General features: G+C 57.3%; 28 protein-coding genes. 11 read left to right on the top strand and 17 right to left on the bottom strand.

Translation table 11 applies throughout. The features are described from left to right. Nucleotides 1-21 precede the first annotated feature (21 nt). From OZ428_RS16120 to OZ428_RS16090, 7 genes are read right to left on the bottom strand one after another with little or no spacing between them, the layout of a single operon-like run. Nucleotides 22-564, bottom strand: coding sequence for a structural cement protein Gp24 (locus OZ428_RS16120; RefSeq protein ID WP_269134082.1), 543 nt, complete (start codon nucleotides 562-564; stop codon nucleotides 22-24). After that, entirely contained in the window at nucleotides 561-1,739 is a 1,179-nt protein-coding gene (locus OZ428_RS16115; protein WP_269134081.1) for a DUF2213 domain-containing protein, read from the bottom strand. Before OZ428_RS16115 ends, OZ428_RS16120 begins: the two co-directional genes overlap by 4 nt. Continuing rightward, nucleotides 1,723-2,565 carry a hypothetical protein gene (locus OZ428_RS16110; RefSeq protein WP_269134080.1) on the bottom strand — a complete coding sequence of 281 codons (843 nt, stop codon included), beginning with the start codon at nucleotides 2,563-2,565 and terminating at the stop codon, nucleotides 1,723-1,725. Before OZ428_RS16110 ends, OZ428_RS16115 begins: the two co-directional genes overlap by 17 nt. Continuing rightward, entirely contained in the window at nucleotides 2,543-3,862 is a 1,320-nt protein-coding gene (locus tag OZ428_RS16105) for a phage portal protein (RefSeq protein ID WP_269134078.1), read from the bottom strand. Before OZ428_RS16105 ends, OZ428_RS16110 begins: the two co-directional genes overlap by 23 nt. Before the next feature lie 8 nt (nucleotides 3,863-3,870). Beyond that, the gene (locus tag OZ428_RS16100; protein ID WP_269134077.1) at nucleotides 3,871-5,130 is read right to left on the bottom strand and encodes a PBSX family phage terminase large subunit; all 1,260 of its coding nucleotides are present in this window, start codon (nucleotides 5,128-5,130) and stop codon (nucleotides 3,871-3,873) included. After that, nucleotides 5,096-5,542 (bottom strand): hypothetical protein, encoded by a 447-nt coding sequence (locus tag OZ428_RS16095; protein ID WP_269134076.1) that lies wholly within the window; start codon nucleotides 5,540-5,542, stop codon nucleotides 5,096-5,098. Before OZ428_RS16095 ends, OZ428_RS16100 begins: the two co-directional genes overlap by 35 nt. 2 nt (nucleotides 5,543-5,544) lie before the next feature. Continuing rightward, nucleotides 5,545-5,874 (bottom strand): phage holin, lambda family, encoded by a 330-nt coding sequence (locus OZ428_RS16090; protein WP_269134185.1) that lies wholly within the window; start codon nucleotides 5,872-5,874, stop codon nucleotides 5,545-5,547. Between the two features lie 143 nt (nucleotides 5,875-6,017). On the opposite strand from OZ428_RS16090, the gene OZ428_RS16085 reads away from it, so the two are divergent. Then, nucleotides 6,018-6,272, top strand: a complete 255-nt coding sequence (locus OZ428_RS16085; protein WP_269134075.1) for a type II toxin-antitoxin system RelE family toxin — start codon at nucleotides 6,018-6,020, stop codon at nucleotides 6,270-6,272. Then, on the top strand, nucleotides 6,256-6,579 hold the full coding sequence (locus tag OZ428_RS16080) for a helix-turn-helix domain-containing protein (RefSeq protein WP_269134074.1): 324 nt from the start codon (nucleotides 6,256-6,258) through the stop codon (nucleotides 6,577-6,579). The genes OZ428_RS16085 and OZ428_RS16080 overlap by 17 nt, the downstream gene beginning before the upstream one ends. A 110-nt stretch (nucleotides 6,580-6,689) precedes the next feature. Here OZ428_RS16080 and OZ428_RS16075 read toward each other — a convergent pair whose 3' ends face one another. Genes OZ428_RS16075 through OZ428_RS16050 form a run of 6 tightly spaced genes read right to left on the bottom strand, consistent with a single transcriptional unit; the run spans nucleotide 6,690 to nucleotide 9,591 of the window. After that, the gene (locus OZ428_RS16075; protein ID WP_269134073.1) at nucleotides 6,690-7,073 is read right to left on the bottom strand and encodes an antiterminator Q family protein; all 384 of its coding nucleotides are present in this window, start codon (nucleotides 7,071-7,073) and stop codon (nucleotides 6,690-6,692) included. Then, nucleotides 7,070-7,525 carry a RusA family crossover junction endodeoxyribonuclease gene (locus OZ428_RS16070; RefSeq protein WP_269134072.1) on the bottom strand — a complete coding sequence of 152 codons (456 nt, stop codon included), beginning with the start codon at nucleotides 7,523-7,525 and terminating at the stop codon, nucleotides 7,070-7,072. Before OZ428_RS16070 ends, OZ428_RS16075 begins: the two co-directional genes overlap by 4 nt. Continuing rightward, the gene (locus OZ428_RS16065; RefSeq protein WP_269134070.1) at nucleotides 7,518-8,237 is read right to left on the bottom strand and encodes a replication protein P; all 720 of its coding nucleotides are present in this window, start codon (nucleotides 8,235-8,237) and stop codon (nucleotides 7,518-7,520) included. The genes OZ428_RS16070 and OZ428_RS16065 overlap by 8 nt, the downstream gene beginning before the upstream one ends. Further along, on the bottom strand, nucleotides 8,234-8,959 hold the full coding sequence (locus tag OZ428_RS16060) for a hypothetical protein (protein ID WP_269134069.1): 726 nt from the start codon (nucleotides 8,957-8,959) through the stop codon (nucleotides 8,234-8,236). Before OZ428_RS16060 ends, OZ428_RS16065 begins: the two co-directional genes overlap by 4 nt. A gap of 36 nt (nucleotides 8,960-8,995) precedes the next feature. Continuing rightward, complete coding sequence (locus OZ428_RS16055; RefSeq protein ID WP_269134068.1) at nucleotides 8,996-9,307, bottom strand: CII family transcriptional regulator; 312 nt, start codon at nucleotides 9,305-9,307, stop codon at nucleotides 8,996-8,998. A 2-nt stretch (nucleotides 9,308-9,309) separates the two neighbouring features. After that, complete coding sequence (locus OZ428_RS16050; protein ID WP_269134067.1) at nucleotides 9,310-9,591, bottom strand: helix-turn-helix domain-containing protein; 282 nt, start codon at nucleotides 9,589-9,591, stop codon at nucleotides 9,310-9,312. Nucleotides 9,592-9,664: 73 nt separating this feature from the next. On the opposite strand from OZ428_RS16050, the gene OZ428_RS16045 reads away from it, so the two are divergent. The 8 genes from OZ428_RS16045 to recT all read left to right on the top strand — a co-directional run bounded on the left by OZ428_RS16045 (nucleotide 9,665) and on the right by recT (nucleotide 13,815). After that, nucleotides 9,665-10,297, top strand: coding sequence for a helix-turn-helix domain-containing protein (locus tag OZ428_RS16045; RefSeq protein ID WP_269134066.1), 633 nt, complete (start codon nucleotides 9,665-9,667; stop codon nucleotides 10,295-10,297). Between the two features lie 376 nt (nucleotides 10,298-10,673). Continuing rightward, complete coding sequence (locus OZ428_RS16040) at nucleotides 10,674-10,955, top strand: hypothetical protein (RefSeq protein WP_269134065.1); 282 nt, start codon at nucleotides 10,674-10,676, stop codon at nucleotides 10,953-10,955. Between the two features lie 56 nt (nucleotides 10,956-11,011). Then, a complete protein-coding gene (gene csrA / locus OZ428_RS16035) occupies nucleotides 11,012-11,233 on the top strand; it encodes a carbon storage regulator CsrA (protein WP_269134064.1) in 222 nt (73 codons plus the stop codon). Then, nucleotides 11,230-11,544 carry a hypothetical protein gene (locus tag OZ428_RS16030; protein WP_269134063.1) on the top strand — a complete coding sequence of 105 codons (315 nt, stop codon included), beginning with the start codon at nucleotides 11,230-11,232 and terminating at the stop codon, nucleotides 11,542-11,544. Before csrA ends, OZ428_RS16030 begins: the two co-directional genes overlap by 4 nt. A gap of 39 nt (nucleotides 11,545-11,583) precedes the next feature. Next, a complete protein-coding gene (locus OZ428_RS16025; protein WP_269134062.1) occupies nucleotides 11,584-12,021 on the top strand; it encodes a hypothetical protein in 438 nt (145 codons plus the stop codon). Continuing rightward, nucleotides 12,018-12,185, top strand: a complete 168-nt coding sequence (locus OZ428_RS16020; RefSeq protein ID WP_269134061.1) for a hypothetical protein — start codon at nucleotides 12,018-12,020, stop codon at nucleotides 12,183-12,185. Before OZ428_RS16025 ends, OZ428_RS16020 begins: the two co-directional genes overlap by 4 nt. Before the next feature lie 26 nt (nucleotides 12,186-12,211). Beyond that, nucleotides 12,212-13,024, top strand: coding sequence for a PD-(D/E)XK nuclease-like domain-containing protein (locus OZ428_RS16015; RefSeq protein ID WP_269134060.1), 813 nt, complete (start codon nucleotides 12,212-12,214; stop codon nucleotides 13,022-13,024). Beyond that, nucleotides 13,021-13,815 (top strand): recombination protein RecT, encoded by a 795-nt coding sequence (recT, locus tag OZ428_RS16010; protein ID WP_269134059.1) that lies wholly within the window; start codon nucleotides 13,021-13,023, stop codon nucleotides 13,813-13,815. Before OZ428_RS16015 ends, recT begins: the two co-directional genes overlap by 4 nt. Before the next feature lie 266 nt (nucleotides 13,816-14,081). Here the strand turns inward: recT and OZ428_RS16005 are convergent, their stop codons facing one another. From OZ428_RS16005 to OZ428_RS15990, 4 genes are all read right to left on the bottom strand, one after another. Continuing rightward, nucleotides 14,082-14,888: a hypothetical protein gene (locus OZ428_RS16005; RefSeq protein WP_269134058.1), complete on the bottom strand. Its 807-nt coding sequence runs from the start codon at nucleotides 14,886-14,888 to the stop codon at nucleotides 14,082-14,084. Nucleotides 14,889-14,995: 107 nt separating this feature from the next. Then, on the bottom strand, nucleotides 14,996-15,553 hold the full coding sequence (locus OZ428_RS16000) for a hypothetical protein (RefSeq protein ID WP_269134057.1): 558 nt from the start codon (nucleotides 15,551-15,553) through the stop codon (nucleotides 14,996-14,998). A 135-nt stretch (nucleotides 15,554-15,688) separates the two neighbouring features. Next, nucleotides 15,689-16,336: a hypothetical protein gene (locus tag OZ428_RS15995; protein WP_269134056.1), complete on the bottom strand. Its 648-nt coding sequence runs from the start codon at nucleotides 16,334-16,336 to the stop codon at nucleotides 15,689-15,691. A 221-nt stretch (nucleotides 16,337-16,557) separates the two neighbouring features. Further along, nucleotides 16,558-17,148 carry a hypothetical protein gene (locus OZ428_RS15990; RefSeq protein WP_269134055.1) on the bottom strand — a complete coding sequence of 197 codons (591 nt, stop codon included), beginning with the start codon at nucleotides 17,146-17,148 and terminating at the stop codon, nucleotides 16,558-16,560. Nucleotides 17,149-17,576: 428 nt separating this feature from the next. On the opposite strand from OZ428_RS15990, the gene OZ428_RS15985 reads away from it, so the two are divergent. Continuing rightward, nucleotides 17,577-18,770, top strand: coding sequence for a tyrosine-type recombinase/integrase (locus tag OZ428_RS15985; RefSeq protein ID WP_026000031.1), 1,194 nt, complete (start codon nucleotides 17,577-17,579; stop codon nucleotides 18,768-18,770). The last annotated feature ends 1 nt before the right edge of the window (nucleotide 18,771 follow it).

Below are 18,771 nucleotides of genomic sequence, written 5' to 3'. Positions count from 1 at the left end.
TCGGCTTCTCCATCGAGGGATTCACAGCTTGATCACGGCCAACTGCGGGCCGACCTGCTTGTGCCATGTGGCGCGGGGCCATTCGATCAAGCCCTCGCCGGCTTGGTTGGCAAACGCACCGATTGGAATCGCGGCGGCATTGTCGGGCTGAACGGCGACGTAAACCTTGTCGCGGGGAGCAATGACGCTGGCGGTTGGAATCAGCACATACACCAACACGTTCAGGCCCGATTCGATCACGCCGGCCAGGCTATTTTCGCCGACGCAGGCATGGCCTTCGGCATCCAGTTCAGCGGCGTAGGTATAGGCGACGATGCCCACCAGTTCCTTAGCCAACGACGTCGGCTCGGGGGCTTTGACCCCGTACTCGTGCAGGTCAAACGGGTCGACGCTGACGGCACCGCAAACCACCGCACGCCCCACATACACAGCGCTTTGCGTGGTGTAACTGCCGATGGGGTCGCGGCCGACGCTGCGCATATCGGCCAATTGACCGGGTTGCCCAGCGACGCGGGCATCCGGGTAGCTCTCCTGCACCGCAGGGCGTGGTGTGTGGGCACTCATTGGGCTTTACCTCCGTAGAGCTTGTCGAAGCGCTGCCGGTTGTCCGCGATGTTCATCGCATGCTGGTTTTGCACCGACGTGGGCTGCGTCAACCGACTGCCATTGATCACCGGATCGGACGGCGCCGCATGGCGCAACCCTTCGTAGAGCCCGGCGACAAAGTGCGGGTCGGCGAGTTGCTCGGCGGCGATGGCCGGCAGGCCGTTCTGGGCCCGCAGGCGTTGCACGACCTCGGAACGCAAGGCATGCCCGCTCAAGGTCTGCATATCGTCCGGCAAGCGCTGGGCGTTCATCACCTGCGCGGCGTCTTCGCGCTCGTGCACCAGCACCTGGGCCGCTTGTTCAATGGCATCGGGCGCGGTGGCGGCGACCAACTGTTCCTTGACGGCCTGCAACTCGCCGGTCAGGCGTGCGACTTCGCCCTCGGCCTGGGTCTGGCTGGCTTTGAGGGTGTCGAGTTGGCCGCTTAATGCCTGCACCGATGCCGCATCGACGGCACCCTGCGTGGCTAGGCGATCCAGGCTTTCGACGGTTTTGGCGTCGTCCTCGTTGTTGACGTGAAGGATTGCGCCGTTGTGCAGACGCACCCGAATCGGATCAGCCATGGCGGCCTCCTGCGGTTCGCGTAGGGACGGTTGAATATTCAAAATGCGCACATCCTGGCCAGCGCGCCCGCCGCCTGGCGGCAGCAGCACCACATGGTTGTAGCGAATCTGCGTCTGCCGACCGACATAACGCTGGCCGTCGTACTCACCCATCTCGGCGATGCCTTCGGCGTCGTAGGCCGAGGACACGTCGGTGACCTGACGGGTTTTGATCTTGTCGATGGCATTGGCGTCGGTGATCAGCAGATCCGCCAGCAAGTACGGCAACTCGACCAGGGGCGAGCCCACCACATAGCCCACCGCCGCGTCGCGCTGATCCCCGGACGGGCTCTGCCACAGGTGCTGATCAATCAACACCGGTGCGCCCTCCAGGCTGCGCAATGAACGCAACTCCCCCAGGCTATCGGGCGTCACCAGCATGCCGCCGACACCGCTGCCGTCGGCCAAGGGGCCCAGTTCGGCATCGGCGTATTGCATCACCCCCACCGCCAGCACGCGGGCACGGCAACGCAAGGCACCGGCGCTGGTGATTTCCCAGGCGCCGTCGACAAGATCAAACGTAGGTCGCATCGAGTTCTTCCAGGTCGATAATCGGTTCAGCGGCACAGCGACACAAGATTGCCTGGCCGGGATGGCCGTCTTCCGGCGGTTGGTCCCAGCGAAACACCTGGCCCTCACGCGCCCAGTGGTCGCCGTGGGCCTCGTTGCCCTGCGGGTATAAACCTGCGGGGTTGCCGACCACGCGTTGGTCCTGGGCGTTGCGCCAGCCATAGCGCTGAATACCGGCATCCTGTTGGCGGATGGCATTGAGTGACGTCGAGAACTTGCTGGTCTGATCTCGTGCAATCCGCCGCGCCTGTTGCTGGCTGAGGGAGCCGATCCGCGCCAGTCGGTTGATCAGGTTGCCTTCGGCGAAGGCTTTGCCTTGGTAGTTATCGGAAATGGCCTGGATCACTCGGCTCCAGTGTTTTTCGCCAATCGTGCGGATCAACGCGACATTCGCTGTGATCGCCGTATCGAGCGCTTCGCCAATGGCAGCAGAGGTCACGATGCTTGCCCAGTCCACACCCAGCGCACGCGCGATCATCGCTTCGGTCTGCGCCTTGTTGGCCGCATTGGCCGCGCTGGTCCAGGCCGCCGCCACTTGCGGTGCCAGAGCATCCAGACGTTGGCCGGTGGCCTCCATCTGGCGGGCAATCAACGCAAACAGGCGTGGCTGCATACTTCCAGTGCTAATGGCCTGCGACACCTCAGCCGTGGCCGCTTTGAGCAGGCCGACCAAATCGAACAACGCTTCGCGGTAGTGGACTTCCACCGCACGCTGCGGCCGCACCGACACCCCCAGGCGGATGCGTTTACGGGCCTTGAGCGCGTTACGGGGGAGCAGAATCGTCATCGTCGTGATCAGGCTGAGGTTCGGCCGTGGCGCTGATCAGCCCCCGCTGTTGCGCCTCGCTGAAGGCTTCGTGGCCGCCGATGATGCCGCCTGCGGCCAGGGTGACAATGACATTGGCATCGATCTGGCGAATATCGGCTGACTCTTTCTCGCTGAGGTTCCACAGCGGCGGAAATTCGATATCCACGCTATCCGGCAATGGCCTCCCGGTGACCGAGGGGTGCAGCACGCGCAGCAGTTTGAGCAATTGCGGCTTAATGCGCTGGGCCTGGTAGGCGTCGATGCTGTTGTAATAGTTCTCCAGGTCCGATGTTCCAGTAGCGTTCAGCCCGCCAGGGGCTTGACCCAGAAAACGCGTGGCGGGGATGTCGGAGGCGGCCGACAGCACCTGCAAAAAAGCCATCAGCAGCTCCGGCACCGAGCCAAACGAGGTGGGCAACGCCGCAACTTCGGTACCGCCCGCCGGGCCGTTATCCAGCAGCGCGGCACGGTACAGGCTGAGCTGGCGGGCGATTTCCTCCAGTTCGGCCAGGCGTTCATTGCCCGCATCCGTGGCCTGAAGTGCACCGATATCGGCACGAATTAACAGCAGCGAGGCCGAGTTGACCAAATGAAACGCCGCCTGGCGCGTGCCGGTAGCGCGCATCAGGTCATCCATCAACGGCTGCAACACCGAATCGCCAAACCCGGCGCCCCACTGGCGGCCAAAGCTCATCAGCGAGCCGTCATAGCTCAGCGGTTGGCCGTCGAACACCAGCAAGCGCGAGGCGTGTACGCGCTGGCCATTGATCAGGTAGATCGCCGGCTGGCCGTAGTTCGCGGCGAACGGGTCACTGACCACTTCGGCGAGTGCCAGGCGTGGCCGCGCAATCACGTTGAGGAAGCGCAGATGGTTTTGCCGCACCTGATCCAAGGCCAAGGCCTGCTGCGGATCGTCTTCGCTGTCCTGCACCCCCATCAGAATCGCAGCGCCGCCGAGCAGGCGCTCGATGATCAGCGCCCGTCGCAAGGCCTCCACCGCTCCCAGGTTATCCAGTGCGCGGGCTATCGCCTGCTCCTGCTCACCTAGGCCGGTATAGCGCCACTCTTCGCGCAACGCATCACTGACCGGAATGGTCACGATCTTGCGGGCGGCCCAGTCGAAGCGCCAGAGATCCAACAACTCTTGCTGGGTCAACGACACGCTGGGCAGTGGCCGGGTGTCCGCGCCACGGTCCTGTCGCCCACCGGCCCCGCTACGCCCCTGCGTATTGGCGTTTTGGCTGCGCAACCGGCGCTTGCGACGGAGTAACGGCATGGGTGTTCTCACGAGGATGGATCGCTAAGCCCCAAGTGCCGACCGCCGCCCATACGCCGCCACACCGACAGGGCAATGCCCATGCTGTCGACTTGGTCGTCGTGGAGGTGCGAGTCGTCGTCGCGAAAGTCCGCGCACTCATCGACAAACGTCTGGGTCCAGGGCTCACCGTCGGGTAGCCATACCGCTTCGCCGTAGGCCAGCCAGGCGCACTCGCGAGCCCGGCCAGCCTTGTCGGATGGGAAGCTATAGTGCTCGGGCTTCCACGGGGTCGCATGCACGCCTTGACGGCGCAGGGTCTGCACCAGGGATTGGCCGCTGGCTTTGTCTTCGATGAACAGGGTGCGCGGCCGGGGCAGTTGCTTGTCCTGCCGCCAAGCGGTCCACAGGCGTTTGGCGTTGAGCAACAGGTCGGGGAATTCGGCCCGTTCGCGCCATTGGTTCAGTAGGTACGCCCGGCGTGTGCCCTCGACGCCCCAGCGCTGGATCACCGAGTAATCGCAGCCGTCCTTGGCCTTGTAGGCGGTGTCGGCGCTGATCAAGGTCGCACTGATACGCGGCAATATCTGCGCACGGTCGAGGTACCAGCACCACCAGTCGGGGTTGAGGATCTGCCCTTCGCTCTCGCAGGGCTCGCCCAGCCAGATATGCCGATAGCGCTGCGGGTACATGGCCTTGCACAGCGTCGCCTCGGCCAGCAGCTTGTCTGGAAGGTGCGGATTGTCGGTGTAATTGACCTGGATCTTGAGGGTGTCAGGGCGCTCGGTCAGCACGTAGTCGGCGTAGACCGGATCGTCCTTTTTGCGCGGGTTCAGGGTGAACCAGATTTCCGAGCCGGACTTGCGAATAGTCGGCACCAGCGTGTCGAGAGAGTCGCGGCTGATGCTCTGTGCTTCCTCGACCCAGACCAGGTCGATGCCCTCCATGGACTTGATCGACTCGTGGTTGTAGCGCAGGCCGGTAAAAATGATCTCGGTGCCGTTCAGGCCGACAATCGCAGTGCGCGTGGAGTGGTAGAACCAGCCCAGTCCGAGTCGACTGATCTCGTCATCCAGCAGTTTTTTCACCGACTCGGCAATCGAGTCCTGGATCTCACGACAGCACAGAATTCGCAGGGGCCGCGCATACGCGAGACTCAGAATGACCCGCGCCACCACCCAGGACTTGCCGCCGCCACGCCCGCCGTACAACACCTTGTAGGGCTTGGGGTGCAGCAGCGGCTCAAAGCGTGGCTCAATCCTCGCCTGTATTTTCTCCGGGCGCTTCATGGGTCACGACAAACTCCAACGGCGGGAACGTCAACGCCACGCCGCCGGGACAGCTCAATTCGCTGGCACTGCGCTCCTTATACTTATCCGGGCGGTGAGCCTTGAGCAGCAGCGCCATCAGCGTGTCGGAATATTCCTGCACCGTGCCGCACTCAGAACCTTGGTAGAACACCGGTTTGGCCACGCCGTCCAGCGCCCGGCGGCGGGCTTCGGCCTCCAGGGCGTCGGTGGCTTCCTCCAGGGCTTCGTCCCAATCGGCGGCGAACTCGGGGTTCTCGTCGCGCCAGGTGTAGGCGGTGCGGCGGTTGATGTCGGCGGCACGGGCGGCGGCGGAGATATTCGCGGTGGCGCGCAAGGTGTCTAGAAAAAGGTTTCTCGCGTGATCTGTGGTGCGTTGTGACAGGCCGGCCATGCTCAGTCACCGGATTTGGGGAGCTTGAGGTCGGCGACACGGTCTGCCAGGGCGGCAATCTTTTTCACACCGAGAAAGCCGACACTGCCGCCGACGAAGGTGGCGAGGCTTTGCGGCAGGCCGAACAATTGGAGACCGCTGATCAGGGTCAGGGTCAGGCCACCGCATAGGGCGCCTTCGAACAGGGCCTGACGGCGGCTGCCTCCGGCGTAGATGATGCGCAGGATGGCCATCAGGCACGACAGACCCGCAGCGTAGAGCACTGGGGCATGCTGGTTGAGCCATGCCAGCAGAGTGGCCCATGTGTCAGGTTTATCCGGCATGTTGGTCATCTTGCGTGTCTCCCAGGCAAACGCATAAAACGCCTCCCTTCGTCCCAGGCGACGTCGAAACATTGAGAAAAAATCACAGCGTTGCGGGCCATCAAAATATAAGTGTAATTTGCGATTTCACTTATAAATGACCTATATTTACTATGAACACGATCAACTGGACTCGGAAAGCTGTGAAACAGCTCCTGAAGCTACACAGCCAGCATCAGGTTCAAATCCGTGACGCGGTGACCGGTTTGCAAGACATGCCCGATGTGACCAACATCAAAGCGTTGGTCGGCCATGAGTACGGTTACCGACTGCGGGTGGGCAACTATCGCGTCCTGTTTGACTGGGACGGCACGGTCAAAGTGATCAGCATTCAAGAGGTAAAAAAACGCGATGAACGCACCTACTAGCATCCAAATCATCAACGGCGCCGACGGTAAACCTGCATTCGTCGTGATTCCCTACGCACAATATGTGGCGCAACACACCGACAGTGACTTGATCCCACATGACGTGGTTAGCCGCATCGTTGACGGTGCTACGCCGGTACGCGCATGGCGTGAACATCTTGATCTGACTCAGGACGAGGTGGCCAAGCGTTTGGGTATCTCCCAACCTGCGTATGCGCAGCAGGAAAACGTGTCGAAGCCGCGCAAGGCCACCCGCGAGAAAATTGCGGCGGCCTTTGGCATCAAGGCCGATCAGTTAGAGTTGTGAGGGCTTGCCGGGATAGCGCGCTACTCAATGTAAAACGCAAACAGCGTGGTGAGGAGACTCAAGCCACGCTGCCATAAAACCAAACCTATTCCGCGTGGAAAAGTGTTTTTTCACACCATCTCTCTGATTTTTTCCAGCTCGCAATCCACCCAGGCCACACCCGCACTGACCAGCTCCCGCGCCTTGGTTTCACTGACGTGGTATGCATGCCCGATGCGCAGTGCCGGCCACTTGGCCGCGTAGTAGTACCACAGCACATCGCCCATCTGCTGATGACGCCGACACAGCCGCGCCACGGCGCCGTCCACCACCTCGGCCATCTCATCGGTGATGCAATAGGACTTCATCGGCACCGGTAACTTGCCACGCATCAACGCCTGGGTGGCGCTCACGCCACGGGGGATGCCACGCCCATCCAGGCGCCACCAGCCCCACTGCTCCAGCAGATACGCCGTGTCGCCCAAGGGTTGCTTGTGCGGTTTGCGCGTATTCACAAGCCCTCCTCGGCCAGCGGCGTGACGCTGACCACGACACCCGGCTCGGCACCAAAGCGTTTACAGGCGATCACACCGACGACTTGCACATCGTCGTGCCAGACCACGCCGTTCAAGGCGTCTTCGATGGCCTTGAGCACGTTCGACAAGTCCGGTTTCTTGGTCGGCAGCAACCGCCCCGCCATCGCCTTTGCCCGCTTCGCCTTGGGCCACGTTTTGGCAGGTGGCACTACGATACTCAACGCCAACAACACCGGTGCATCGATCAACGCACGACCGCGCATGGCCTGACGTGCAAACAGCGCTGTGCAACGCTGGTAATCCACAGTGGTTTTGGGCGTGTAGTGCCGGGTCAGGACCTCCCCATCGATCACCCGCGTAGCCGTACGGTGACGCGCCTTCGCCACCGGCATGCCTGGAACCACAAAACACACCGGCTGCAGGTCAATCATCGTCATGACTCCTGACACGCAACAGCCCCAGCAACTGGTGACGCGCCGCCAACGCGTTGCGCGCAATCCCTTGCAGCTCGACCAGACGCTCGGCCTCGCGATGGGAGTACTCAAGCTGGACCTGCTCCCGTGGCCGGGCGCTGTCGTGGCCGATGCCCTTGGCGATGCGCCCTTCGAGTGGCTGCCCGGTCTGCGCCCGGCGCATGACGATGGCGTAGTTGCGCTCAAAGCGTTGGCGCAGCGCCTTGTCACCCTGCTTCGCGGTGCGCAGGTCAAACGTGCTGGTGGCCTCAGCGGCGATCCGCACCGCCGCGTGGGCGTACTGCCCAAGCAGCGCCTGATGCCACGCATCGCTTTCGCACGGCAGGCCCATGTCCGCCGCTGAGGGTTTGCACCACTCGACGAACACCCCCACGCTCGGCACGAAATCCTTGCGCGAACGCCGCGCCCCCTGGAAACCCCAGGCCAGCTGTGTGTCGGAATTGATCCCGGCCTGCACAAACCCGGCGATCCACTCGCGCTTGGCCGAGCGCAACGCGTGATCATCCGGCCATGCCTGGCGCCAGGCCGGAAAAATCCCTTGCAGCTTGGCGAACACCTGGTTGACCAGGTGCGCCGTGGCCGGATCGATCCGTACCGGTTGCACAACCGGAATCTTGGCCAGCGCCGCTGGCGGGTCGAGGTGTTCGGTGATATCGCGGACTGGTTTCACAGGATGTCCTCCGCAGCCCAGGTGGTGTCGTCGAAGTCAGGCAGTGGCGCAGGCGGCCCTCGCGGTGGCCCGGTGGCGTGGCGATTGGCGTCGCCCTGCGCCTTGAGCACCCAGTTGCGCCAGGTCGCCGGCCAGTCCGCCATGGTCTTGCCGTGGCCCCGGTAGTAATTCACAAATCGCTCGGTTTCCAGGCTCAGGTCCACGGCAGGCACGCGCTCAGCCGCCCACTGGCGCATCTGGCCGGTGAGGTGAAACGGGTCGGGCAAGCGGGTCTTGCGCTTGGGGGGACTAAGGGGGGTTAGCTTTTGATCTTCTTCTGTATCTGAATCTTGTTGTGACGCATCGTGACGTTGCGTGACCGGCTGTGACTCGGCCTGTGGTAGTACTTTTTTAGCCCGCAAGCGCTGCGCCCTTTTACGCTCCGTAGCCGATTGGGCGCCGGTTTCAGGGTTACCCAGATCCTCACGAAGCGGTTGGCGCTGGCTCCAGCCAGTCAGGCATTTTTGGTCGAGTACGCGCCCCTGCATCGCCGAGAAAACATTGTCGATTTGTTCCTCGGTCACATCCAGCGCACTGGCTAAATCTTCGGTCGTGACTGTCACGTGACCCCGCGTGACATTGCGTGACGCGTCTACCAGCAAATGCAAAAACACCGCTTGCACCAGCGAAACGGGTTGGCCGGATACCCGTGCGATGGTCCGCCATTTTGGGTCGTTAGGCATGTCATGCCAAAGGCGCAGCCAACTTGCGACCATGATTCAGTCCCAACCAATAGGACCTGGTCGTTTCCCTTCGGCCTGAAGGCCCAGCTCTGCAAGTGTCTTGAGCGCCTGGATATATCCGGGCGGATGGCACTCCGCATTCGACGGCACAAGCTTGAGTTCAAGCAGTGCAATCACCTTGCACCAGCGCTCGATGTCGCCGTCTTTCCAACGACTGATGGTGGATTCACTAAGCCCAAGAGCGTCAGCCAGGTTCTTCTGCCCGACCGATAGAAGTCGCTTGAGGACCAAGGCTTCGATCTCTCGTGCTCTTGCGCTTTGTTCTGCGTTTAATTTTTCGGAGGTCATGTTTATGCCACCGCTTCGTCGGTACTCTGAAAGCGTTCCGGATACAGAACGTGGATTTCGGTGATTTCGTGGTCGAAGACAAGGCAGAGGCTTTCAGCCAATGCCGCCGAGGCACGCTGGGCGCCGCGTTCGATACGCGACAGGTTTCCAGGATCGACTTGATCCCCCAGCGCCGCTAAACGTGCCGAAACATCAACTAATCTCCAACCGCGTGCGATACGAGCTTGTTTTAACGGAGTCATGAAAAAGACCCTGAATTGATCTCTGAACAATTTTTGCTCCATGCGCAAATACGATGCAAGCAAATTTTGTTCTTAAAACTTTGCGCCTATCGCAACAAAACGAGAGAATCACCGTATGGATATAGGACAGATCATTAGGAAAGCGCGTAAGGCCAAGGGCTGGACGCTTGACGACCTCTCGCACCAGATCGGCTCAGACTCAGGCAACCTGTCTCGTCTGGAGCGCGGTATGCAGGGCGTCAATCACGAAGCCCTCAACAAGATCCTCGACCTGCTGGAAATACAGTTGTTCGTGCCGAGCGATGCCGATTCATTTCACAAGCATCCTCCACAGCAATCAGCCTTTGTTAAGAAGTATCCACTGATCGATTGGAGCACCATTTCCGAATGGTCCCGTGCGCCCGGAGACGTTGCGCTAAGCCACCTAAGACAGTGGCTAGCGTCCACCGAGAATGCCGGTGAGCAGGGTTTTTGGCTCGATGTTGTAGGCGATTCGATGGTCAACGCCTCCAGCCCTACGTTCCCGGAACACTCCAGAATCCTTATCCGTCCAGACACCGAACTGATCAGCGGAAAGTATTATGTGGTCAAGTTACTGGAGAGCGGTCACGAGACGTTCAAGCAGTACATCGAGGATGCCGGTCACCGCTATTTGAAGCCGCTGAATCCGGCTTATCGTGTCATTGAAGTCAACGGTGACTGCCAGGTTATTGGACGCGTCATCGATATCAAAATGACCGGGCTTTAGCTCCCCCACCTCCCCAAAACCCGCTGCCAGCGGGTTTTCTTTTGCACGTATTTTTTTACAATTTTGCGTTTGACGCATTTATTTTTTTACCCAAAATGCAAATACATATTGTGATATGCGCAAATTCACAGATCAAAAGGTGCCGAGAGGCATGTGACAGGCAGCGATGAACCGGCCTGTTCCAACGGTTCAGAGGGTTGGCAACTGACCCAGGCGCGCAGCGTAAAACGCCCAACAAGTTATCCGGCGGACACTCGTCGCGGCCGGAGGAACAATCTGATAGATCGGTACCGCGCCAGTTGCGCCGAACGATCACCCATCCGTGGCCCGGCAATGGGCCTCCCCTGAATAGCCCTCATTGTATGGAGGCATTCCCATGAGCAGACAACGACTAATAGCACTCGCCGCCTCCCTGGTGGAGCCACACGCGCCGTTTAAAATCGGTGATGTGGTGACCTTCAAAGAAGGCCTGCGCAACCGACATACCAGCGACGTCATGGTTGTGACAGAGGTACTGGCAACGCCCGTCCTCGATCCCACAACACATGCTGGAAGCCCTTACTTCCGTGAGCCGCTGGATCTCAAAGTGTCCTACCTCGATGACGATGGCGACCTGATCGAAGGCCACGCCGATTCGCGTCGTTTCCGTTTGGCCTGATCACGACTGCACCCGGCCCGCCGGGTGCATCGGGCCACCCGACAGGGAGAATCATCATGTTGGTACTTAATCGCCGTGTTGGTGAGGTCATCCGCATCAACGACGACATCAGCGTTACCGTACTTGGGCTTTGCGGTCAGCAAATCAAGCTAGGAGTGACCGCGCCACGTGGGGTTGAGGTGCATCGGCAAGAAGTTTATGAGCGCATTCAGGCCGAACGGCGATCTGCCGGACCTCAATACAGAGAGAGAAAAACCTACCTGGGGGATATGTCATGAGCACCTATACAGAAACCCTCGTTCATCAAATCTTTGATCTTGTCCGCCAGGTTAATCAACAGGGTCAGTACGCCGTCTCGTTCCACCTGAACGGTTGCGTCGACCTTTTATATCTGGGGATTGAACCTGCTGACGCAGATTTCTGTGATCGCTTCCGTCCACCACCAGAAATACTTTCTGGCTACATCACCTTCAACAGGGCCTACCTCGCCAAAAGTGAAGCCGAAACCGAACAACGCTGCATCAACGAACTGACCGACATGCACCGACACTTGACCAGCATGCTGACTTTCGGCGCTTGCCAGGCTTAACTCACCCCGCCCCCAGGAGACACCCCACAGGAGGTCATCATGGGATCTGCCCTGCACCACTACGACATCTGGAAAACCACCCCACCCGAGCTGTTCGACGACAGCGAGGAACAAACCGCGTGGCTGGAATCCGCCGCTGAACAGTTGGTCATGGGTTGCGATATTCACTGGAAACGTCGCAACCAATCGCCACACACCATCACGGCGGACAGCTATGTGACCGCGCTACAGGACCATCTGAACCAACGGCAAATCGACGGCATGGACGAACGTGATGCGTTTGCCCGCTTGGTACTGGCGGCACGCAATGGCTGCCTGGGCGATATGCGCGACCACGCCGACTACCTGCTCGGCCCCTGCCTCAACCCAAATGGCACGCTGCATGAAATCGCCTTAACGCTGCTGCGCCCTTTGGCCGCTGACGCGGTCGCCGCAGAGCGTGAAGCCCACGAGGACGACCGGGATGCAGATCTATGAACCCCTTGATAGAACGTGCACCTCACATCGAGTTTGCCGGCAAGACGTTTGAAGACGCGCTGGGCATCGCCCGGCGCTTCGGCTTCACCGACCCGCCCATCCTCATCAGTTGGGAACAACCTGGGTTGTGGTTGCTGCGCTATCGCAATCACTCACCCAACTAGCCCCGTCACCTGCATTGGAGGCTCCCATGCAGCCAGGTTATTACACCACCCTGACCAATCATGACTACCACCACGGCGAAGGCGTCTCGAAATCCCAGCTCGACCTGATCGACAAGTCGCCGGCGCTTTTCCAATGGAACCAACACGCCCCCGAGGATCAGGAGAAAAAGTCGGCATTGAACCTCGGCGATGCCACCCACGCCCTACTGCTGGAGCCCGAACGCTTCACCACGGAATACGCCATCGGCCCCGCCAATGCGCCACGCAACACCAAAGCCGGCAAAGCCGCCTGGGAGGCATTCGAAGCCGAACTGCATGGCCAGACTGTCCTCAGCGCCGACGAAGGCCGACGCTTGCACCTGATCCGCGACAGCGTGATGGCCCACCCCCACGCGAAATGGTTGTTGGAAGCGGCTGGCGACGCCGAAGCCAGCCTCTACTGGATCGACCCCAAGGAAAACGTGCTCTGCCGCTGCCGCCCAGACAAAACCATTCCCACCTTGGGCTGGCTGGTGGACGTGAAAACCACCGCCGACATCAGCAAGTTCGAACGCTCGATGTACGACTACCGCTACCACGTGCAGGACGCCTTCTACAGCGACGGCTACGCCGCCCACTTTGGCGAACCGCTGAATGGCTTCGTGTTCCTGGTCGTCAGCACCAGCATCGAATGCGGCAAATACCCCGTGCGCCTGTTCGTCCTCGACGCCGAAGCCAAGGCCGCCGGGCGCACCGCCTACCGCGTAAACCTCGCGACCTACGCCGACTGCCTGCGCACCGGCGAATGGTCCGGCCTGGAAACCCTCTCACTGCCCTACTGGGCGAAGGAACGGCTATGAACAGCACAGCAGAAACCGCTATCCCTTTTTCCAGCCAAGACCTGGAAAAGACCCAACCGACCAAAGCACAGAGCAAAACCGGCTCGCTGGCCTCGCTGCTCGCCAGCCCGAAAATGAAATCGCAATTTGCCGCCGCGCTGCCGAAACACATGACCCCGGAGCGGATGGCGCGGATTGTCACCACCGAGATCCGCAAGAACCCCGAACTGGTCAAGTGTGAGCAGCAGAGCTTTCTTGGCGCGGTGATTCAATGTGCGCAACTGGGGTTGGAGCCTGGCAATACCCTTGGGCATGCCTACATCCTGCCGTATGGCAAACAGGCACAGTTGATCATCGGGTATCGCGGCATGATCGACCTGGCGCGGCGTTCGGGGCAGATCATCAGCATCTCGGCCCGGACTGTGCGTGAGGGGGATTACTTTGAATATGAGTTTGGGCTGGATGAAAACCTGGTCCATCGCCCTATCGAAACCACGCAACCTGGTGCGGTTACCCATGTTTATGCGGTAGCGCGACTTAAGGATGGCGGGCGCCAATTCGAGGTGATGAGCCATGCACAGATTGAAGATGTTCGCGCACAGAGCAAGGCAGCCAAGTCAGGGCCGTGGGTGACGCATTGGGAGGAGATGGCCAAGAAGACTGTGATTCGACGGCTGTTCAAGTACCTGCCAGTGTCGGTGGAGATTCAGCGGGCGGTGATGCTGGATGAGAAGGCTGAGGCGGGTATCTGTCAGGAAAATGAGTGTGTGTTTGACGGGGATTTTCAAGTGGTTGTCGAGCCAAAGGAATAAATAACTCAGACTACACGTCCACGAAAAATGAACACGGGCAACTTAAATTAAAAGGGCTGAGATCAGCCCTTGAAGCGGAGAGATCTCACGAAGTTTTACCCGTCAGCGGCAACACCCGCATCGAGAAATCGTAATCATGCATACATTTAACAGAGACCTTACACTCACAAGCAAGGAGCGCTGCATCGACTAAAAATCGAATACACATAAATACAAAGCAGCCTCTAAAACAAACACGCAATTATTATCCAGCAACTAATTGATATTTATAGGTCGCTCTCGAGAATATCACCACCCGGGAAGTGATCTCTTTTACTCTTAGACACCTCTTCAATAATTTTCTTTGCCTCACTATTTCTAACACCATTAGCCACCAGAACATCAAACACCTGAGCTTTTGATACACCATCACGAAGCATACTTACTGCTTCTGAAGTAGCTTTCGCGGCCATGGCCAAATCGCCTGGACTGTACCGAATTGGACCAGAGTGATTTTCAAGCGCACCTATCCGCCGGCTCAGCAACCTAGTTGTATCAAGGATTTCCATCATTACATCATTTTGAGGCCTACGCTTTACCTCTACTGCGGGGTTAGCCGCTACAGCTATCGAAAAATCTTGTTCAAAACTAGGCCAGTAAACATCAAAAGCTCTCTGCAAAACAACATCATCAAGAACCCGGTCATTCATGCAGGAATTTAAAGTTTTAACCAGTTCCCACATCCCAGCCTTATCAGGTTTCGTATGGTTGAATTGAGCCAACGGATCTGTAAGATCACCAGGCTCCAAATCAATCAAAAAAGTACAAATTCTATTACCTGAAAGCCCCTTTGCTAGCGCCCCTGTCTCGAACAAAATCCAAGGTTTATCTTTGTTTTCCAAGGTAAGACATACGATGCCTACAGACACATCACGGAGCTTTTCATTTATCTCCGAAAACCACAACGCACCTCGGTCAATGTGTTTGGTAGATATCCAAGGCTCTGAGGCTTGAAGAACACATTTAATCCAAACACTCATCAAATCGGCTACAGCTCGACTCCGATGACCTGACCAACTTATGAAAACCTTCACGCGACCTCCTTGACCCGACTCCATGCCGGTACGCTATGAAACACCAACCGAAATCAAATTGCCATCACTCTGTTAGCAGAGCACGTCAATGAGGAGCGATAGCGCCTCTATGGCTGGTGTATTTCTTCTGGCGAGGGCCTTGGCGCACCTGTCGAGGCTGCTTCCGCACACACCGAAACAGCAACGGTAAGATGGTCCCTAATCTCAGATAGCATTTTGGCCCACCTTTTATATTGGTGCGTCCTCACCCTCAACGCCCCCCAAGAAGGATGTACGAGTGCCGCGCCAGCGTCGGTGGCAAAGGTCTGAATCAAACCGAGCGCCCGCGCTGATCTTTTGGCTGCGTGGCTTTTCAATTGAAGTAGTGGATACAAATCGTCAATTGATATGGACCTTGCCATGATTTCGAACTCCTGAATATGTAGGAGGAGCTGCATGTGCTGACTTGCGGATTCTTCATCATCCAAACAAAACCATCCCAACAGATAAAATGCTTTGCTTTCTAGCGCAGTGATTGGACTGAGCATCTTTGCAGCCGCCAATTCCGAACGATCCTTTTCGGCTCGCCTAATGGTCCAGGCGGCATGACCGGAAACCCCCAAGGCCACTAAGACTGCTGCTACCGTTGCTAAAGCTGACAACATTTCCCATGGCGAATATGACATTTTTTGCCCTTCCAACCGGTCAAAGCCCGGCGTCCGTAATTCCCACACCCACTAAGCGCACAAACCAGTGATGTTGTGCTGCTATCAAATGTCATCTTTGAATACTTTCAGCGAGTACCACTCTAAAAACCAAGCCTAAACTGCCTGCGTATCGAACCCAGCGAGAAAAGCCTTGGCCTCATCTAGAGAATTAAAATCCTTTATAGCAAATAAAAGTGAAAACTTAAGGAGCTTCTCAAGTTCAACCTTGTACAGCGTACCTCTATCTGCAATCAATTCAATCGCATCCATACTTCCAGAGAACTCACCAAAAGACTTAATTACCCCAATTCGACTCAGTGCATCAGCTTGTGAATGTTGGTAGTAAGAAATCCTCTGGTCAAACACTCTTATTACCGACGACTTAAAATCTGTAATCCGAGCGCTTAGCAACTCAGCCTCTGCCATCGAAAGCTGTTCAGCTTGGGCCTTATAAGCTTGGTTTTGGAGCTCTATTACTCGCTCAGAATCACTTTTTTGTGACAACATTGTTTGTTGCTGAAGCCTAATCGTTTTTAGCAAAGCAACGAGTGTCACCACAGATACAAGAGGACTGAAAACCCCACCAAAAAATGATCCAAAAGCGGCCCATTTGTTTGGATCATTTGAAACTCCACCGTCAAATGTAGCTAAATAAAAACCAACACTGACGACAAGGCCTAGGAGAAGTAGAGATACTCCCAGCACCAAAGCCCTATCAATCAAGCGATTTGACTTATCAAGAACAACCCTGAAACTTTCCAAGCACACCTCCCAGCAAATTAAAACTGATTCACAATCCGTCAAAAAACAACTGCCTATATAGCGAAACGCAACCTCATACTCGCCACCTTACAAGACAGGATAGACAAAACCAATCAAATTAAGAGAAATTTAAATAGCATACATACCCACCTTCAATTTTACCAAAAGAGCAAAACATTAACTCCAAATATCCAACCAATAAAAAAGCAAAAATTCAATTATTAACCAGATTGCTTCTCAAGGAGCCATGGATGATGTTTTTCCATCCTCAAAAACAAATGAGCTTGCGTTTTACGAAGCTCTCGATAATAGTCCAAACAACGGACAGGATGCTTCCCATCCAAGCGAGAACTCAACCCATCAACAAGTGTGAGTCCAGGCCCAAAATATACCGCTTTACCTGCATTAACGACAAAATCTTGTTGATCAGCGTATGACTGAAGGACACATGCCTTAAAAGCTTTAGCAACTAATTGTCGATTATCTCCATCAAGGCGCGAGAACTCAAACTGTTCATGTACGAGGACCTCAACGAAATCACGCTGCGCATCTATCTCTCTTTGATTTAAAGCATAACTTGAGGAAAACACATCAAGCACTGAGAAAATAGTTACAGCCAAAGAAAACATAGATAAAAGCAAACTAACAGAACCGCCCATAGCCTCCCACAACACAACTGTGGCCGCACACGCTATACCACCAGCGACGAAACCTGCAGCAGCCCAATAACGTTCCTCAGCCCCAGCGTAAAAAGCTAAGATGAGACCTACAAAAAATACAATGTAGCCCACAGCACGACGAAGCCTCCACATACGAGCATCCTAACTTAAATTTTACACATAAAAAGCTTTATGATCTTTTATATCGGCCGCGGCACTAAGACCTTGAGATAGTATCGCTACTAACAGCGATTTCAGATAACGATCAGTATGTAGTGAAATCCGATATCAGCCTTTGCGTCAAATCAGCCTGAACCCGAATAGTTAGACATGCGTTTGCACTACGCCCCCACCACGACGAGGTACGCTCCCATGGAGACCACACCCCAATCGGAAAACACCCCCACCGACCAACCAACCGACGGCATCACCGGCGACAAAGTCCCCGAAGCCCAAATGGCCCTGATCCTCGGCACCACCGTCCCTGCCCTGCGCTCCAAGCGCGCCCGCAACCAAATCCCCCACGGCGTCTGGAACAAGCACGGTGGCCGGATCATTTACAGCATCAGGAGGTACTACGAATGGCTAGAAAGCCAATGGGTATGCCCGCTGGAGTGGACCTCCACAATGGGTCGATCCGCGTCCGATTTATGTGGAACGGCCGCCGGCGAAATGAAACGCTCCCCTATGCCCCGACACCGAAAGGCATCAAATCAGCCGCCCAGGTTGTTGATCAGGTAAAGGGGCTGATCAAGTTGGGGCTGCTCGACGACGACAAGTACGCCGAGCTGTTCCCCAATTCCAGCAACGTTGCGGGCGGCAAGCTGAACTTCGGCGAGTACGCCCAGCTCTGGCTGGATAGCCGGGCGGTGGTCAAAGGCACGAAGAAGAACTACACGACGGCGATCAATCGCTACTGGATGCCCGCGTTGGCCCTGGTGCGGATTGATCTGATCACCACCACCCTGCTCCGCCGAATACTGGCCGTCACTGACTGGAAGTCGCCGGCCGTGAAGCGCAACGCCATCACCAAACTGTCGACCATCCTGAATTCGGCGCTGAACGAGGAAATCATCCCGAAAAACCCGGCGGCGATCCTGGAGCTGCCGAAACGCAGCAAACGGGAGATCGACCCCTTCACCCAGGAAGAAGCGGACCTGATCATCGCCAAGATGTACGAGCACAGCCACTGGCCCAGCACGATCTACGCGGCGTTTTTTGAGTTCGTGTTTTATACCGGGATGCGCCTATCCGAAGCGCTGGCCATGCGCTGGGACGAGATCGACGAGAAAAAGAAGACCGCCCACGTGTGTCGTGGTGTCGCACTGGGGGAAGTGGTTGAGCGCACCAAAACCGGCGGCGACCGCTTCGTTTTGCTCAACCCCCGCGCCCTGCACGCCCTGGCCTTCGCCAAAAAGTACGCAGAACGCCGGAAAAAGGGCAAAGGCAAGGTGCTGGAAACCCCGTACATCTTCCCGCCTTCAAAGAACGCAGCCTACGTCCGGCAAACGTCCGACTTGCACAAGCAATGGGTTCCTACCCTAAAAGCACTAAACATCCGTCGTCGCCCGCCATACAACTGTCGTCACACCTATGCGACAATATGCATTATGTCTGGCATGAACCCCGCCTTCATCTCCCAGCAGCTCGGCCATAGTGTGCAGATGCTGCTCTCGACTTATGCGCGTTGGATCAACTCAAGCTCGGACTGGAGCGAAATGCAAAAGCTCCAGATTGGTCCCAAATTGGTCCCAGTTCAAATAAGCGCACCCTAAG

Source organism: Pseudomonas sp. GXZC (genome assembly GCF_026967615.1).
Lineage (GTDB): Bacteria > Pseudomonadota > Gammaproteobacteria > Pseudomonadales > Pseudomonadaceae > Aquipseudomonas > Aquipseudomonas azotoformans_A.
The sequence above is the reverse complement of the archived record's forward strand: the minus strand, read 5'-3'. Positions and strand labels throughout refer to the sequence as shown.

Bases quoted from the DNA above. Each gene is read 5' to 3' on its own strand.
- OZ428_RS16120 (WP_269134082.1), bottom strand. From the start codon at position 564: ATGAGTGCCCACACACCACGCCCTGCGGTGCAGGAGAGCTACCCGGAT.
- OZ428_RS16115 (WP_269134081.1), bottom strand. From the start codon at position 1,739: ATGCGACCTACGTTTGATCTTGTCGACGGCGCCTGGGAAATCACCAGC.
- OZ428_RS16110 (WP_269134080.1), bottom strand. From the start codon at position 2,565: ATGACGATTCTGCTCCCCCGTAACGCGCTCAAGGCCCGTAAACGCATC.
- OZ428_RS16105 (WP_269134078.1), bottom strand. From the start codon at position 3,862: ATGCCGTTACTCCGTCGCAAGCGCCGGTTGCGCAGCCAAAACGCCAAT.
- OZ428_RS16100 (WP_269134077.1), bottom strand. From the start codon at position 5,130: ATGAAGCGCCCGGAGAAAATACAGGCGAGGATTGAGCCACGCTTTGAG.
- OZ428_RS16095 (WP_269134076.1), bottom strand. From the start codon at position 5,542: ATGGCCGGCCTGTCACAACGCACCACAGATCACGCGAGAAACCTTTTT.
- OZ428_RS16090 (WP_269134185.1), bottom strand. From the start codon at position 5,874: ATGACCAACATGCCGGATAAACCTGACACATGGGCCACTCTGCTGGCA.
- OZ428_RS16085 (WP_269134075.1), top strand. From the start codon at position 6,018: ATGAACACGATCAACTGGACTCGGAAAGCTGTGAAACAGCTCCTGAAG.
- OZ428_RS16080 (WP_269134074.1), top strand. From the start codon at position 6,256: ATGAACGCACCTACTAGCATCCAAATCATCAACGGCGCCGACGGTAAA.
- OZ428_RS16070 (WP_269134072.1), bottom strand. From the start codon at position 7,525: ATGATTGACCTGCAGCCGGTGTGTTTTGTGGTTCCAGGCATGCCGGTG.
- OZ428_RS16060 (WP_269134069.1), bottom strand. From the start codon at position 8,959: ATGCCTAACGACCCAAAATGGCGGACCATCGCACGGGTATCCGGCCAA.
- OZ428_RS16055 (WP_269134068.1), bottom strand. From the start codon at position 9,307: ATGACCTCCGAAAAATTAAACGCAGAACAAAGCGCAAGAGCACGAGAG.
- OZ428_RS16050 (WP_269134067.1), bottom strand. From the start codon at position 9,591: ATGGAGCAAAAATTGTTCAGAGATCAATTCAGGGTCTTTTTCATGACT.
- OZ428_RS16045 (WP_269134066.1), top strand. From the start codon at position 9,665: ATGGATATAGGACAGATCATTAGGAAAGCGCGTAAGGCCAAGGGCTGG.
- OZ428_RS16040 (WP_269134065.1), top strand. From the start codon at position 10,674: ATGAGCAGACAACGACTAATAGCACTCGCCGCCTCCCTGGTGGAGCCA.
- csrA (WP_269134064.1), top strand. From the start codon at position 11,012: ATGTTGGTACTTAATCGCCGTGTTGGTGAGGTCATCCGCATCAACGAC.
- OZ428_RS16030 (WP_269134063.1), top strand. From the start codon at position 11,230: ATGAGCACCTATACAGAAACCCTCGTTCATCAAATCTTTGATCTTGTC.
- OZ428_RS16025 (WP_269134062.1), top strand. From the start codon at position 11,584: ATGGGATCTGCCCTGCACCACTACGACATCTGGAAAACCACCCCACCC.
- OZ428_RS16020 (WP_269134061.1), top strand. From the start codon at position 12,018: ATGAACCCCTTGATAGAACGTGCACCTCACATCGAGTTTGCCGGCAAG.
- OZ428_RS16015 (WP_269134060.1), top strand. From the start codon at position 12,212: ATGCAGCCAGGTTATTACACCACCCTGACCAATCATGACTACCACCAC.
- recT (WP_269134059.1), top strand. From the start codon at position 13,021: ATGAACAGCACAGCAGAAACCGCTATCCCTTTTTCCAGCCAAGACCTG.
- OZ428_RS16000 (WP_269134057.1), bottom strand. From the start codon at position 15,553: ATGTCATATTCGCCATGGGAAATGTTGTCAGCTTTAGCAACGGTAGCA.
- OZ428_RS15990 (WP_269134055.1), bottom strand. From the start codon at position 17,148: ATGTGGAGGCTTCGTCGTGCTGTGGGCTACATTGTATTTTTTGTAGGT.
- OZ428_RS15985 (WP_026000031.1), top strand. From the start codon at position 17,577: ATGGCTAGAAAGCCAATGGGTATGCCCGCTGGAGTGGACCTCCACAAT.